At 72.2% G+C, this 14,470-nt stretch carries 14 protein-coding genes; 5 read left to right on the forward strand and 9 right to left on the reverse strand.

Annotated features, from left to right (window positions below):
• On the forward strand, positions 1-553 hold a 553-nt coding region (locus ACFWBD_RS13070), incomplete at its 5' end, for an FMN-binding protein (RefSeq protein ID WP_385666352.1).
• Positions 546-1,346 carry an FAD:protein FMN transferase gene (locus tag ACFWBD_RS13075; RefSeq protein WP_385666354.1) on the forward strand — a complete coding sequence of 267 codons (801 nt, stop codon included), beginning with the start codon at positions 546-548 and terminating at the stop codon, positions 1,344-1,346. The genes ACFWBD_RS13070 and ACFWBD_RS13075, both read left to right, overlap by 8 nt.
• Positions 1,347-1,730: 384 nt before the next feature.
• On the opposite strand, the gene ACFWBD_RS13080 is transcribed toward ACFWBD_RS13075, so the two are convergent.
• From ACFWBD_RS13080 to argC, 5 genes are read right to left on the reverse strand one after another with little or no spacing between them, the layout of a single operon-like run.
• Positions 1,731-2,276 carry an arginine repressor gene (locus ACFWBD_RS13080; RefSeq protein WP_355706524.1) on the reverse strand — a complete coding sequence of 182 codons (546 nt, stop codon included), beginning with the start codon at positions 2,274-2,276 and terminating at the stop codon, positions 1,731-1,733.
• Between the two features lie 30 nt (positions 2,277-2,306).
• Complete coding sequence (locus ACFWBD_RS13085; protein WP_385666356.1) at positions 2,307-3,491, reverse strand: acetylornithine transaminase; 1,185 nt, start codon at positions 3,489-3,491, stop codon at positions 2,307-2,309.
• Positions 3,488-4,429: an acetylglutamate kinase gene (argB, locus tag ACFWBD_RS13090; RefSeq protein WP_385666358.1), complete on the reverse strand. Its 942-nt coding sequence runs from the start codon at positions 4,427-4,429 to the stop codon at positions 3,488-3,490. Before argB ends, ACFWBD_RS13085 begins: the two co-directional genes overlap by 4 nt.
• The gene (gene argJ / locus ACFWBD_RS13095; protein WP_385666360.1) at positions 4,426-5,577 is read right to left on the reverse strand and encodes a bifunctional glutamate N-acetyltransferase/amino-acid acetyltransferase ArgJ; all 1,152 of its coding nucleotides are present in this window, start codon (positions 5,575-5,577) and stop codon (positions 4,426-4,428) included. Before argJ ends, argB begins: the two co-directional genes overlap by 4 nt.
• On the reverse strand, positions 5,574-6,602 hold the full coding sequence (argC, locus tag ACFWBD_RS13100; RefSeq protein WP_385666362.1) for an N-acetyl-gamma-glutamyl-phosphate reductase: 1,029 nt from the start codon (positions 6,600-6,602) through the stop codon (positions 5,574-5,576). Before argC ends, argJ begins: the two co-directional genes overlap by 4 nt.
• A 127-nt stretch (positions 6,603-6,729) precedes the next feature.
• On the opposite strand from argC, the gene ACFWBD_RS13105 reads away from it, so the two are divergent.
• A complete protein-coding gene (locus ACFWBD_RS13105; protein ID WP_385666545.1) occupies positions 6,730-7,416 on the forward strand; it encodes a hypothetical protein in 687 nt (228 codons plus the stop codon).
• A 56-nt stretch (positions 7,417-7,472) separates the two neighbouring features.
• Here the strand turns inward: ACFWBD_RS13105 and ACFWBD_RS13110 are convergent, their stop codons facing one another.
• Positions 7,473-9,971 carry an alpha-L-arabinofuranosidase C-terminal domain-containing protein gene (locus tag ACFWBD_RS13110; protein ID WP_385666363.1) on the reverse strand — a complete coding sequence of 833 codons (2,499 nt, stop codon included), beginning with the start codon at positions 9,969-9,971 and terminating at the stop codon, positions 7,473-7,475.
• A gap of 158 nt (positions 9,972-10,129) precedes the next feature.
• On the opposite strand from ACFWBD_RS13110, the gene ACFWBD_RS13115 reads away from it, so the two are divergent.
• The gene (locus ACFWBD_RS13115) at positions 10,130-10,627 is read left to right on the forward strand and encodes a DUF6314 family protein (protein ID WP_385666365.1); all 498 of its coding nucleotides are present in this window, start codon (positions 10,130-10,132) and stop codon (positions 10,625-10,627) included.
• Here the strand turns inward: ACFWBD_RS13115 and ACFWBD_RS13120 are convergent.
• The 3 genes from ACFWBD_RS13120 to ACFWBD_RS13130 form a co-directional block, all read right to left on the reverse strand.
• Positions 10,609-11,202 (reverse strand): histidine phosphatase family protein, encoded by a 594-nt coding sequence (locus ACFWBD_RS13120; RefSeq protein WP_385666367.1) that lies wholly within the window; start codon positions 11,200-11,202, stop codon positions 10,609-10,611. The genes ACFWBD_RS13115 and ACFWBD_RS13120 overlap by 19 nt on opposite strands.
• A gap of 299 nt (positions 11,203-11,501) precedes the next feature.
• Complete coding sequence (locus tag ACFWBD_RS13125) at positions 11,502-11,954, reverse strand: GNAT family N-acetyltransferase (RefSeq protein ID WP_385666547.1); 453 nt, start codon at positions 11,952-11,954, stop codon at positions 11,502-11,504.
• 45 nt (positions 11,955-11,999) lie between these two features.
• On the reverse strand, positions 12,000-13,712 hold the full coding sequence (locus tag ACFWBD_RS13130) for a PLP-dependent aminotransferase family protein (protein WP_385666549.1): 1,713 nt from the start codon (positions 13,710-13,712) through the stop codon (positions 12,000-12,002).
• Between ACFWBD_RS13130 and ACFWBD_RS13135 the strand changes: the two genes are divergently transcribed.
• Positions 13,627-14,433: a DMT family transporter gene (locus tag ACFWBD_RS13135; protein ID WP_385666551.1), complete on the forward strand. Its 807-nt coding sequence runs from the start codon at positions 13,627-13,629 to the stop codon at positions 14,431-14,433. The two genes, ACFWBD_RS13130 and ACFWBD_RS13135, sit on opposite strands and share 86 nt — an antisense overlap.
• The last annotated feature ends 37 nt before the right edge of the window (positions 14,434-14,470 follow it).

Raw genomic sequence — 14,470 nt, forward strand, 5'->3', positions numbered from 1 at the left:
CCAGGTCCGGATCACGGTCGCCGGAGGAAAGATCACCAAGGCGGAGGCCGTCCAGGCCCCCAAGGGCGGCACCAGCGACCAGAAGACCGCGCTGGCCGTCCCCAAGCTCAACGCGGCGGCGGTCGCGGCCGGCAGCGCCGGCATCGACACCGTCTCCAGCGCGACCTACACGAGCGAGGGCTACAAGAAGTCCCTCCAGTCGGCGCTGGACAAGGCGAAGGCGGCAGCGGGTTCGTCGTCCGGGTCCGGCGACGCGGGGGCCTCTTCCGGGGCCGCGCAGGCCAAGACCGTCACCGGCACCGTCGCGCAGACGCAGTACGGCGCGGTCCAGGTCCGGATCACGGTCGCCGGAGGAAAGATCACCAAGGCGGAGGCCGTCCAGGCCCCCAAGGGCGGCACCAGCGACCAGAAGACCGCGCTGGCCATCCCGAAGCTCAACGCGGCGGCGGTCGCGGCCGGCAGCGCCGACATCGACACCGTCTCCAGCGCGACCTTCACCAGCGAGGGCTACAAGAAGTCCTTGCAGTCGGCGCTGGACCAGGCCGGTGGCTGACACGGTGACCGAGTCGGCCGCGGCCCCCGCCGTGCTGCGTCACGCGGAAGAGGTCATGGGGACCGTCTTCTCCTTCGACGTCCGCGGCGGGGAGCCCGGGGCGGTGCGGGCGGCGCTGGAGGAGGCGATCGCCTCGCTGCACCGGGTGAACGAGGTGTTCAGCACCTACCGCGAGGACAGCCAGGTGTCCCGGCTGGTACGCGGTGAGCTGACCGTCGAGGAGTGCGATCCGGAAGTCGCCGAGGTGCTGGAGCTGGGCGCCGAGGCGGAACGGGTGAGCGACGGCTGGTTCAGCATGCGCTACCAGGGCCGGCTCGACCCGACCGGCATCGTGAAGGGCTGGGCCGCCGAACGCGCGGCCCGGCTGGTCGCGGCGGCGGGCGTGAGTGGGGTGAGCGTCAACGGCGGCGGGGACGTGCAGTTGCTGGGTGTCCCCGGGCCCGAGCGGCCGTGGCGGGTCGGCGTGTCGGACCCGCTGCGCCCGGGCGGTCTCGCCGCGGTGGTCTCGGCGGCGGGAGCGGACGAACTGGCGGTCGCGACGTCCGGTACGGCGGAGCGGGGCGCTCATATCGTGGACCCGCGAACGGGCCGCTCCGCGGTGACCGACCTGGTCGCCGTGACGGTGGTGACCCCCCAGCTGACCTGGGCGGACTGCTGGGCGACAGCCGCGTTCGCGATGGGGTCACGGGAGGCTCTGGCGTGGTTGGAGGCGTTGCCGGACGTGGAGGCGCTGCTGATCACCGCGGGCGACGAGGTGCGCTGCACCGGCGGACTCGCCGGACGTCTCGGCTGAGCCGCGGCCACGCGGGCGTGCGGTGCGGCACACCGGACGGACCGGCGGGACGACCACGCTGAACCGCGGCCGGACAGGCGATGCCGTCCGGCACACCGGACAGACCGGCGGGACGACCACGCTGAACCGCGGCCCGGCGGCCGGGCGGTGCCGTGCGCAGCCCGGCGCTGACGGGGTGCCGTCCCGCTGCGGCCGGGAGCGGCCCCAGCGGCACGACTCCCGCGGCCGAGCTGCTGAACCGAACCGTGCAGCGCGCGTGACTGCGTCTCCCCGGGGGCGCGGGGAACTGCGCGACCAGCCCCCACTCACCCGCAGCCGGCGAACCGGCAGTCGACGAACCGGCAGTCGACGAACCGGCAGCCGCGGACAACCCGAAGAACCTTTTCAGTGGCCGTTCTGAGCGAGCCGCAGCAAATGATCCGCGAGCGCCTGTCCGCCCGTCGGCTCCCGGCTGATCAGCAACAGCGTGTCGTCGCCCGCGATCGTCCCGAGGATGTCCTGCAGCTCGGCCTGGTCGATCGCCGAGGCGAGGAACTGGGCCGCACCCGGCGGGGTACGCAGCACCACGAGGTTGGCGGACGCCTCCGCGGAGATCAGCAGCTCCTGCGAGAGCCGCCGCATCCGCTCCTCCTTCGCCGACTCCCCCAGCGGTGCCCGAGGAGTCCGGAAACCCCCCTCGCTGGGCACCGCGTAGATCAGGTCGCCGTCGTTGTTGCGGATCTTCACCGCGTTCAGCTCGTCCAGGTCCCGCGACAGCGTCGCCTGGGTGACGCTCAGCCCGTCGTCGGCCAGCAGCTTCGCCAACTGGCTCTGCGACCGCACCGGTTGCCGGTTGAGGATGTCCACGATCCGGCGGTGACGCGCGGTGCGGGTCTGCGGCACGGCGGGCCCGCCCGCGCCCGGCTGCTCATGGTCCTGCGCCTGACTCATCGTCGTCTCATTCTCCGGTTCTCCGGATCGTCACTCCCCGCTCGCGGCTGCGTCGAGGATGCCGGTCAGTGCCCCGAGGAACGCCTCCGCCTCATCGTCGCCGAGGTTCAGCGGCGGCATCAGCCGGACGACGTCGGGGGCGGGTACGTTCACCAGGAATCCGGCCTCCTGAGCCGCCGTCCGCACCTGGGGCGCGCGGGGCTCGGTGAGCACGATACCCAGGAGCAGGCCCGCTCCCCGGACATAATCGATCAACGGGTGGCCCACACCCTCGATCCCGGTCCGCAACTTCTCGCTCTGCCGCTTGACGTTCTCCAGCAGCCCCTCGTTCTCGATGGTGTCGAGAACGGCGAGTCCGGCGGCGCAGGCGACGGGGTTGCCGCCGAAGGTGGTGCCGTGGTGGCCGGGCTGAAGCAGCTCGGCGGCCCGCCCGAAGGCGATCGTCGCGCCCAGCGGCAGTCCGCCGCCGAGGCCCTTGGCCAGCGTCACGACGTCCGGCAGGACGCCCTCGTGGGCCTGGTACTCGAACCAGTGCCCGGTCCGGCCGACGCCGGTCTGCACCTCGTCGAGCACCAGCAGCGCGCCGGTCGCGGCGGTGATCGCGCGGGCGGCCTTGAGATAGCCGGCCGGGGGCACCACGACCCCCAGTTCGCCCTGGATCGGCTCGAGGACGACGAGCGCCGTCTCCTCGGTGACCGCGGCGGCCAGCGCCTGCGCGTCGCCGAACGGCACATGGGTGACGTCGCCTGGCAGCGGCAGGAACGGGTCCCGCTTGCCGGGCTGGCCGGTGAGCGCCAGCGCGCCCATGGTCCGGCCGTGGAAGGCGCCCTCGGTGGCGACGACATGGGTCCGCCCGGTCAGCCGGCCGATCTTGAAGGCGGCCTCGTTGGCCTCGGCGCCCGAGTTGCAGAAGAAGACCCTGCCGTCCCGGCCGAAGAGTTGGAGCAGCCGTTCGGCGAGCGTGACGGTCGGCTCGGACATGAAGAAGTTGGAGATGTGGCCGAGGGAACCGATCTGCCGGCTGACGGCGTCGACGACGGCCGGGTGGGCGTGGCCGAGCGCGTTGACCGCGATGCCGCCGACGAGGTCGAGGTACTCCTTGCCGTCGGCGTCCCAGACCCGGCTGCCCGCGCCGCGCACCAGGGGCAGCAGCGGGGTGCCGTAGTTGTTCATGAGCGCGCCCTGCCACCGCGCGGTCAGTTCCTCGTTGCTCATGACGGCTCCCCCTGTGCCTCCGGCCGCGCGGCCGGCTGTGCGTGCGGCTTCTCGTCGGGCACGACCATCGTGCCGATGCCCTCGTCGGTGAAGATCTCCAGCAGGATCGAGTGCTGGACCCGCCCGTCGATGACGCGGGCCGTGTTCACGCCGTTACGGACGGCGTGCAGGCAGCCCTCCATCTTCGGGACCATCCCGGAGCTCAACTCCGGCAGCAGTTTCTCGAGTTGGGAAGCGGTGAGGCGGCTGATCACCTCGTCGCTGTTCGGCCAGTCCTCGTAGAGGCCCTCGACGTCCGTGAGGACCATGAGGGTTTCGGCGCCAAGTGCCGCAGCGAGTGCCGCAGCCGCCGTATCAGCATTGACGTTGTAGACATGTCCGTCGTCCTGGGAGCGGGCGATCGACGAGACGACCGGGATGCGGCCGTCGGCGAGCAGCGCCTCGATGGCGCCCGTGTCGATCGCGGTGATCTCGCCGACCCGCCCGATGTCGACCAACTCGCCGTCGATCTCGGGCCGGTGCTTTGTGGCGGTGATGGTGTGGGCGTCCTCGCCGGTCAACCCGACGGCGAGCGGCCCGTGTTGGTTCAGCAGCCCGACCAGCTCGCGCTGGACCTGTCCGGCGAGCACCATCCGTACGACGTCCATGGCGTCCTCGGTGGTGACCCGCAGGCCGGCCTTGAACTCGCTGACGATGCCGTGCTTGTCGAGGGCGGCGCTGATCTGCGGGCCGCCGCCGTGCACGACGACGACATGGAGACCGGCGTGCCGCAGGAAGACGACGTCCTGGGCGAAGGCGGCCTTCAGGTCCTCGTCGATCATGGCGTTGCCGCCGAACTTGATGACGACCGTCCTGCCGTTGTGCCGGGTCAGCCAGGGCAGCGCCTCGATGAGGATCTGCGCCTTGGGCAGCGCGGTGTGCTTGCGGGTAGTGCTCATGACGAGTACGCGCTGTTCTCGTGGACGTAGTCGGCGGTGAGGTCGTTGGTCCAGATGGTGGCCGTCTCGGAGCCGGCGGCCAGGTCGGCGACGATGTGGACCTCGCGGTAGCGCATGTCGACCTTCTCCCGGTCCTCTCCGACGCCGCCGTTCTTGCAGACCCAGACGCCGTTGATGGCGACGTTGAGCCGGTCGGCCTCGAAGACGGCCCCGGTCGTGCCGATCGCGGAGAGCACCCGGCCCCAGTTGGGGTCCTCGCCGTGGATCGCGCACTTGAGGAGGTTGTTGCGGGCGATGGAGCGGCCCACCTCGACGGCGTCGTCCTCGCTCGCCGCGTTGACGACCTCGATCCTGATGTCCTTGCTCGCGCCTTCGGCGTCCCGGATCAGCTGCTGACCGAGGTCGTCGCAGACGGTCCGCACGGCGGCGGCGAACTCCGCGTACCCCGGGGTGACCTCGGAGGCGCCGGAGGCGAGCAGCAGCACGGTGTCGTTGGTCGACATGCAGCCGTCGGAGTCGACGCGGTCGAAGGTGACCTTGGTGGCGGCGCGCAGCGCCTTGTCCAGGGTCTCGCTGTCGAGGTCGGCGTCGGTGGTGAGGACGACCAGCATGGTGGCGAGACCGGGGGCGAGCATGCCCGCGCCCTTGGCCATGCCGCCGACGGTCCAGCCCCCCTCGGTGACGACGGACGTCTTGTGGACGGTGTCGGTGGTCTTGATGGCGATGGCGGCCTTCTCGCCGCCGTGCTCCGAGAGTCGACCGGCAGCGGTCTCGACCCCAGGCAGCAGCTTGTCCATCGGGAGCAGGACGCCGATGAGGCCGGTGGAGGCGACGGCGACCTCGGCCGCGCCCAGCCCCAGGACCTCGGCGACCTTCTCCGCGGTCGCGTGGGTGTCCTGGAACCCCTTCGGCCCCGTACAGGCGTTGGCGCCGCCGGAGTTGAGGATCACGGCGGACACCTGGCCGCTTTTCAGGACCTGCTCGGACCACAGCACCGGCGCGGCCTTCACGCGGTTGGAGGTGAAGACGCCCGCGGCGGACAGACGGGGCCCGTTGTTGACCACGAGGGCCAGGTCCGGGTTGCCGTTCTGTTTGATCCCGGCGGCGATGCCCGCCGCCGTGAATCCCTTGGCTGCCGTGACGCTCACGGTGCGACTCCGATCGTGGAAAGCCCGGTGGTCTCGTCGAGCCCGAGGGCGATGTTCATGCTCTGGAGGGCGCCGCCCGCGGTGCCCTTGGTCAGGTTGTCGATGGCGCTGATGGCGATGATCCGGCCTACGGCGGCGTCGTACGCGACCTGCACCTGAACGGCGTTGGAACCGTGGACGGACGCCGTGGCGGGCCACTGCCCCTCGGGGAGCAGGTACACGAAGGGCTCGTCGGCGAAGGCCTTCTCGTACGCGGCGCGGACGGAGTCGGCGGTGACACCCGGCTTCGCCTTGGCGCTGCACGTGGCGAGGATGCCGCGGGACATCGGCACGAGGGTGGGGGTGAAGGAGACGGAGACCGGCTCCCCCGCCGCCGCGCTCAGGTTCTGGATGATCTCGGGCGTGTGCCGGTGGCCACCGCCGACGCCGTACGGGGAGACCGAGCCCATGACCTCGGAGCCCAGCAGGTGCGTCTTGGGCGACTTGCCGGCGCCGGAGGTGCCGGAGGCGGCGACGATCACGGCCTCCTGTTCGGCGAGGCCCGCCGCGTACGCCGGGAAGAGCGCGAGCGAGACGGCCGTGGGATAGCAGCCCGGGACCGCGATGCGCCTGGACCCCGTGAGCGCCGCGCGGCCGCCCGGCAGTTCGGGGAGGCCGTAGGGCCAGGTTCCGGCGTGCGCGGAGCCGTAGAACCGCTCCCAGTCGCCCGCGTCCGTCAGCCGGAAGTCGGCACCCATGTCGACGACGAGGACCTCCGGACCGAGCTGCTCGGCGACGGCGGCGGACTGGCCGTGCGGCAGGGCGAGGAAGACGACGTCGTGTCCGGCGAGGACGTCGGGGGTGGTCTCCTGGAGGACCCGGTCGGCCAGCGGCAGCAGGTGCGGCTGGAGCGCGCCGAGCCGCTGACCCGCGTTGGAATTGCCGGTCAGGGCGCCGATCTCGACCTCGGGGTGCGTGAGGAGCAGGCGCAGCAGCTCTCCGCCCGCGTACCCGCTCGCTCCGGCCACCGCCGCACGTACCACCATGACTCCTCCTCCTGGATGGCATGACTATACGTTTCGCTGCACGTTTATGCAATCCATCGCGGAGGCGGGGCCCGGAGCGATCTTTGCCCGGGCCGTGGGTCTGCGTAACCTCGACCCGATGATCGCCATGACACCGATATCCGGCCTGGACCTGACCGGCTTCACCGAGCGTGAGCCGGGGGTGTGGACCGACGCGGCGGGACTCGTCCTGTCGGTCCACTTCTTCCCGCTGATCCCGGACCTGCCCGCCCCGCTGCACGAGGCGGAGCGCCTCGGGGCAGGGCTCGCGCAGCTCGCGGCCGGGGCCGGTGGCGGGCTGATCGAGGCGGCGCCCGGCTCCGTGGACGGCGTCCCGGCGGTCCGCCAGCTGGTCAAGATGCCGTTGGGCAGCCGGCCCGGGCAGGCGTTCCTCGGCTCCTGGACCGTGCCCAGGGCCCAGTCCAGCACGGTCGTGAAGGTGCAGGCCGCCGAGGGCGCCACGACCGGGATGCGGGAGGCCATGATCATGGCGCAGGTGGGCCCGGCCGCGTACTTCCGGCCCCGTCCCTACGCGGGCGGACAACCGGACGGGCAGCCGGGCGGGCTGCCGTACCACGTCGGCGACGACGAGCAGTGGGACGAGCAGTTCCCCGGCCATCCGCTCACGCTCGTACGGGCCGCGCTGCGCCGGCTCACGCCGACGATCACCTTCGACGACCGTTTCAAGGCCCAGCCGCCGTTCGGCGGGCCGGCCACCCCGCAGTCGCCGCCGTCGCAGTCGCTGCCCCACTTGCCGCCGGCCAGGCGCGGCTGGTTCCGGCGCAAGGGCGCCTGAGGGGCAGGGGACGCCCGGCGGGCGCGGGCCGCGGCCGCCCACGCCCGCCGGATCTTCTACCGCTGCCTGATCCGCAGGAAGGTGATCGAGTTCGCCGGGAAGGTGTAGGTGAACTCGCCCGCGACCCCGGTGAAGGTGGAGGTCACCGGCGCGACCGGGGCCGCGGCCTCCGTGTTGACCGCGTCCGGCGCGGCGGCCAGCGTGGTCACCTTCGCCTTGGAGGCGACCTTGGCGCCACCGAGGTCGATCGCCGTACGGGCGTCCGCGGACTGGGCGTTGACGACCTTGACGATCAGGTCGCCGGTCTTCTTGTCCAAGGTGGCGACCTGGCGGAACGGCTCGGCCGGCTTGTCGTCGGTGAAGCTGCCCCACTCCTGACCGTCGAGGTAGAGGGTGACCTGGCGGCCCCGCACCTTGACGTCGATGTCGTAGGCGCGGCCCGTCTCGACGGACCCGGCCTTGGAGATCAGCGTCGATTTGCCGCCGTCCACGGCCTGCTCGACGGCGGACTGGGTGTTGTTCCAGCCGCCGAGGTTCCACCAGTAGTAGTTGCCGGTGTCCTTTACGCCGAAGGCGACGAGGAAGCCCTCCTTGCCGGCCTTCTTGGTGGCCTTCACCCGCAGGTCGTAGTCGTGCCAGCCGGCGTCACCGGCCGAGACCATGGTGTTCTCGGCGGCGGTGTCGGTCTGCGCGTACTGCCCGTCCTGGAGCGACCAGCTGCCGCCGCCCGTGTGCGTCCACTGCGAGGCGTCGCCGGAGAAGTCGTCGCTCAGCAGCGGGCCGCCGGCCGCGTCGGTCACCTTCACGTCGTCGTACGCCGCGCTGGTGGCCCAGGTGGACAGGCCGACGGCACCGGTGATGGGGCCCTGGAGGGACGGGGTGCCGGTGGCCGTGGACGGCACCACCCGGTCGCCCACGTTCGTCATGAACAGCTTCTGGACCTCGTAGTTGGCCGAGTTCCAGGAGGCGTGGTTGTTGAACCACACCAGGTCCGGGCTCCACTGCACATAGTCCTCGTTCGCGAACAGCGGCGCGTAGGAGGCGAGCTCGACGACGTCCGCGTTGCGTTCGAGGCCGGTCATGAAGGCGGCCTCGGCGAGGCCGTTCCTGAAGGCGTTGCCCCAGGAGGCGTACTCGCCGAGGAAGACCTTGGGGCCGCCGCGGTCGTAGGTGTCGTAGCGGTCGTTGTTCTGGAGGAACCACTGCGGGCTGTTGTAGTAGTGCTCGTCGACCATCGCGACGTCCGCGTCCCGGTTGAGCTTCCAGGCCGCGTCGAAGGTCGAACCCGAGTCGTCGGGACCGGAGTTGGAGATGACGGTGATGTCCGGGTACTTCGCCTCGATCGCGGTGCGGAACTGCTCGAAGCGGGCGAAGAACTCGACGGGCAGGTTCTCCTCGTTGCCGACCTCGAGGTGGGTGAGGTGGAAGGGCTTGGGGTGGCCCATCCGGGCGCGCTTCTTGCCCCAGGTGGAGGTGACCGGCCCGTTGGCGAACTCGATGAGGTCCAGGGTGTCCTGGATGTGACGCTTCAGGAGCGCGTCGTCGACGACGGCCTTGTTCTGGCCGCAGCCGGTCACCAGGGCCGGCACGACGGGCAGCGGCATCGCCCCGATGTCCTCGGCGAAGCGGAAGTACTCGTAATAGCCGAGGCCGTAACTCTGGTTGTATCCCCAGAAGTTGGAGTTGGTGGCGCGCTCCTCGACGGGTCCGACGGTGTCCTTCCACTGGTAGGAGCGGGCGCGCTGCCAGTCGGAGGCCTCGCTGTACTCCTGCATGGAGCCGGTGTTGACCAGACATCCGCCGGGGAAGCGCACGAAGCCCGGATCGAGGGCGGCGATCCTCTCGGCGAGGTCCTTGCGCAGCCCGTTGGGCTCGTTCTTGTACGTGTCACGGGGGAACAGGGACACCATGTCGAGGGCGGCCGCGGCCGAGGAGGCCACCGACAGACGGCCGGCACTGCTGGTGCGGGCGCCGGTGAAGGTCGCCCGGTACTGGACCCAGCCGCCCGTGCGCACGGCGACCTCGCGGGCGGTGGCCAGCGCACCGTCGGCGTCCTGGAGGCTCACGGTGAGCGTGCTGCCGCTCTCGGCGCGGGCCCACACCGAGAAGTCGTACTTCTTGCCCTGCTCGACCCGGACACCGGTGTTGTAGCCGGCGTTGGTCACGGAGGAACCGGCATTCAGGGAGAGGTAGTTGCGGTTGCGGTCGTTGAGGCGGCCCGCGTCGTCCAGGACCTGCGCGGCGCCGTCGACCGTCCAGGAGGTCAACGGGGTGTACGACCGGTTGTCGACGGTGGAGTACTCGAAGGACCGGTTCTGCACGAGTTCGGCGTACAGGCCGCCGTCGGCCGCCCGGTTGATGTCCTCGAAGAAGACCCCGTACATCGTGTCGTCGATCTTCGCGCCCTTGGCGGCGGGATCGACGGTGATGGCGTAGTCGGTCACGGACTCGGCGTGCGCCGGGGCGGGGACGAGGGCGGTGGCCGTCAGGAGGGCGGTGGTGGTGAGACCCAGTCTCCAGCGGGTGCGGGTGGCGCGGGTGGTGCTGCGTGACATGGATAACTCCGCGGCTCAGTGATGCGAGTTGTATGTCAGGGGGAACATCGTGTTCGAGATGTCGGACATCGATCAGCACTTCGAACGGCAAGATAGGGAGGAGGCCGAGACGCGTCAATGGGGCCTACGGCGACGGATGTGACGGAGGGCGGCACCGTATGGGCGAGTTCCGGCCGGTGCCGGACGCACTGGCGTACCTGGCGGGGAGCTGGCGGGTGCGGCGGTCGGTGCGGGACCGGAGGAGCGGCGACGAGGGCCGCTTCGACGGCGTCACCGTCTTCGGCCCGCTGGACGGGGGCGGATCGCCGGACGCGGGCGGACTGCCGGACGGGGGCAGGCGGCCGGACGCGGGCGGGCTGCTGCACGCGGAGTCCGGCACGTTCGTCTGGCTCGGGGTCCCCCGGCCCGCCGAACGCACCCTGCGCTTCCTGCCGGGGCCGACGCCCGGCACGGCGGACGTACGGTTCGCCGACGACCGCCCCTTCCACGACCTGGACCTGACGACCGGGCGGCACATCGCCGACCACCCCTGCTCCGCCGACCTCTACCGGGGCGAGTTCACGGTCCGGGACGCCGACCACTGGCGGACGGTCTGGCGCGTGGCGGGCCCCGCCAAGGACCTGGTGCTCACCACCGACTACGTACGGGTGGGCTGAGCCGAGGCCCCTTCGAGGCGGAGGTTCCAGCGGCCGGCCCGGCCGGTGACCGTGGTCGTCGACAGCGGACGCACATCGATGTTCCAGTACGTCGCGGGCGGCGCCTTCAGCGCGTACACCAGGGCCGCGCGGATCACGCTCGGCTCGGCGACGGCGACGATGCGGCCGCCGTCGCCCACCGGCCGGGTGTCGAGCCAGCCGGCGACTCGGGAGATGAACGCCAGCAGCGACTCGCCGCCGTGCGGGGTGGCGAGCGGGTCGGCGAGCCAGGCGTCCACCGCCTCCGGCTCACGGGCCATCGCCTCGCCCAGCGTGAAACCGCGCCAGCGGCCCATGTCGCAGTCCCGCAGGGCGAGCTGCACCAGCGGGGCGTAGCCGAGCGCGTCCCCGGTGGCACGGCTGCGCGGGGTCGGCGAGCAGTAGCGCAGCTCGGCGGCCGCGAGCGGCAGCAGAGCGTCGGCCACGCGCAGCACCTCGGCCCAGCCGTCCTGGTCCAGCGGCCGGTCGTCCTCGAAGCGTTCCGCGAGCAGCGAGGAGCTGCGAGCGGCGGCGACGAACGTGACCCGAAGTGGCATGCGGTGATGGTGAGCCGCGTAACTGCGCAGGTCAAGGGGTGTTGGCCGACGGCCGGAAGAAAACTTACCGGCGAGTCAGGACCTGCCGGACAAGTCGCCAAAAAAGCAGTGCCCCGCTCACGCCGTCCCGATCACGCCTTCCCGCGCACGGCGTCCCGGGCACGCCCTCCCACGCCCGTCGTCCCGATCACGCCTTCCCGCGCACGGCGCCCCGCTCACGCCCTCCCACGCCCGCCGTCCCGATCACGCCGTCCCGATCACGGCGTCCCCCCGGCCCCGCGCCACGCACGCCGTCCCGCTCACTCCGTCCCGGGCTTCTCGAAGATCAGCGCCATCCACTGGTCCGGCTTCTCCAGCGCCTCGAAGCCGGTCTGCCGGTAGACCCCGTGCGCGTCGTGCGTGGCGAGCAGGATGCGGCGCAGCCCGTGCGGCCGCAGGTGGTCGCGGACGGCGGCGACGAGAGCGGTCCCGATGCCCTCGCCGCGCACCGCCGGGTCCACGTACACGTCGCACAGCCACGCGAAGGTCGCGAGGTCGGTCACGACCCGTGCGTAGGCGACCTGCTCCCGCGACGCCGTGTCGTAGACGCCGAAGTTCAGCGAACCGGCGATCGCCCGCTCGTGCTTCTCCCGCTCGCGCCCGAGCGCCCAGTACGCGTCCGTGGACAGCCAGCGGTGCACCCGCTCGACGTCGACGCGGGCGGGTTCGGTGGAGATCTCGTAGCCCTCGGCGAGGGGCGGGGTGGCGTTCATGGCGTCCGTGGCGTTCATGGCCGGATCCTCACAGGGCGGCGTTCATCATGTCGAACGTTTTCCGGGGAACACCTCGTCGCACGCCGTCCGCAGCCGCCGCACCCCCTCCGCGATCTCCTCCGTCCCGGCGACGGCCGCGAAACTCAACCGCACATGGGCGGCCGGGGGTTCGGCACTGAAGTAGGGGCGGCCCGGGGTGAGGGCGACGCCCGCGCGCAGGGCGGCCGCCGTGAACGCGCTCTCTCCCCCGGAGCCGAAAGCCCGGGAGGCGCTCCCGCTGCCGTCGGGCAGGCGCAGCCACAGGTGGTAGCCCCCGGACGGGATGTGCGGGAGGGCCAGTTCGGGCAGCCGCAGCCGCAGCGCGGAGGTCATCGCGTCCCGCCTGACCCGCAACTCGGCGGCGATGGACCGCAGATGACGTGGCCAGGCGGGCGAGCCGACGAGTTCGAGGGCCGCTTCCTGGAGCGGGCGGGGCACGAAGAAGGTGTCGACGACCTGAATGGCGCGCAGGCGTTCCAGGGCCGGGCCGCGGGCGGCCAGCGCGCTGACCCGGAAGCTCGGCGAGGTCGCCTTGGTCAGCGAGCCGACGTGTACGACGACGCCGTCGGGATCGTCGGCGATGAGCGGGCGCGGCAGCTGCCCGGCGTCCTCGTGCGCGAGCCGCCGCACGAAGTCGTCCTCGACGACGAACGCGCCCGCCTCCCGCGCGATGCGCAGCACCTGCGCGCGCCGGTCGGGGGCGAGGACGGCGCCGGTCGGGTTCTGGAACAGCGGCTGGCAGACGAAGACCCGGGCGCCGGTCGCCCGGAAGGCGTCGGCGAGCAGTTCGGGTCTGACCCCGTCCGGGTCGACCGGGACCGGTACGGGGCGCAGCCCCGCCGCCCTGGCGATCGCGAGCATGCCCGGGTAGGTGGGCGACTCGACGAGCACCGGCGCGCCGGGCGGGGCGAGGGCTCGCAGGGCGGTGGTGAGTGACGTCTGGCCGCCCGCGCTGACCAGCACCTCGGCCGCGGTGACGGAGCCGCCGATGGTCCGCGCGAACCAGTCGCGCAGCTCGGGCAGGCCCTCCATGGGCGGCCGGCCCCAGGCGCCCGGCCGCCGACCGGCCCGGGCGAGGGCCGCGGCCATCGCCCGTTCCGGCTGCAACGAGGCGTGCAGATAGCCGCCGCTGAACTCGATCACGCCGGGTGGCGGGGCGGCCAGCGACACGATGACGCCGGTGGCGTCCACCGAGCGCGGGACGAGGTCGGCGGCGCCGTCCGCGCTCAGCGCGACCTCCTGCCAGGAGGTGTCGCCCACGGGAGCGGCGGTCGGGCGCGCCGGCCGGGCCCGGAAGGCGCCCGCGCCGGGCCGGGTGACCACCAGCCCCTCGGCGGCCAGCTGCGCCAGTGCCCGCGAGACGGTCACCGGGCTCACCCTGAACCGTTCGACCAGGGCCCGGCTCGACGGGAGCTTTCCACCGGGAGAGTAGCGGTCGAACTCCCGTCGCAGCTGATCCGCCAGCTCACCCACACTGCTACGCTCTTGCATGAAGACACAGAGTAGCGCTACCGACCGGTCGGCGATAGCGGTCAGCACCTCGGCCGGCACCCCGGCCGCCCACCTCGCCGGCGTCCCGGAGGCGAGTGGCTTCGGTACCCTCCTGGCCGCCCTCGGTGTCGTCGCCTTCTCCCTGACCTTCCCCGCGACCGCCTGGGGTCTGCAGGGGTTCGGCCCCTGGTCGCTGGTCGCCGTGCGCAGCGTCCTGGCCGCACTGATCGCGGGCGGGTGTCTGCTGGCCCTCCGCGTTCCGCTGCCCGCCCGGCGGCACTGGGCGGGGCTCGCCGTCGTGGCCGCCGGGGTCGTCGTGGGCTTCCCGCTGCTCACCACGCTCGCGCTGCGGACGTCCAGCACCGCGCACGCCGCCGTCGTGGTCGGCCTGCTGCCGCTGACGACCGCGTCGCTGTCCGCCCTGCGCATGGGGGCCCGCCCCTCCCGCACCTTCTGGGCGGCCGCGCTGGCGGGTGCCGCCGCCGTGATGGCGTTCACCGTGCAGCAGAGCGGCGGGGCCCTGACCACCGCCGATCTGTATCTGTTCGGGGCGCTGCTGGTGTGCGCGGCCGGCTACACCGAGGGCGGCCGGCTGGCCCGGGTCATGCCGGGCTGGCAGGTCATCGGCTGGGCTCTGGTGTTCTGCCTGCCGCTCACGGTGCCCGGCGCCGCCCTCGCCCTGGCCCATGAACCCGCGCATCCGACCGCGCACAGTGTGGCCGGGCTGCTGTGGGTCGCGGCGGGCTCGCAGTTCCTCGGCCTGGTCGTCTGGTACCGGGGCATGGCGGTCATCGGCATTCCGAAGGCCAGCCAGTTGCAGTTGGCCCAGCCCCTGCTCACACTGGTGTGGTCGGTGCTGCTGCTGGGCGAGCACCTCACGCCCGCAGCTCCGCTGACGGCCGCCGCCGTACTCGTCTGCATCGCCGTCACGCAGCGGGCGCGCGGCTAGCCACGGCAGACGTCCGTCGCACCCGGTGAGGAGGCCC

Origin of the sequence: Streptomyces sp. NPDC060002 (genome assembly GCF_042737245.1) — a bacterium.
In the GTDB taxonomy this organism is placed as follows: Bacteria; Actinomycetota; Actinomycetes; order Streptomycetales; family Streptomycetaceae; genus Streptomyces.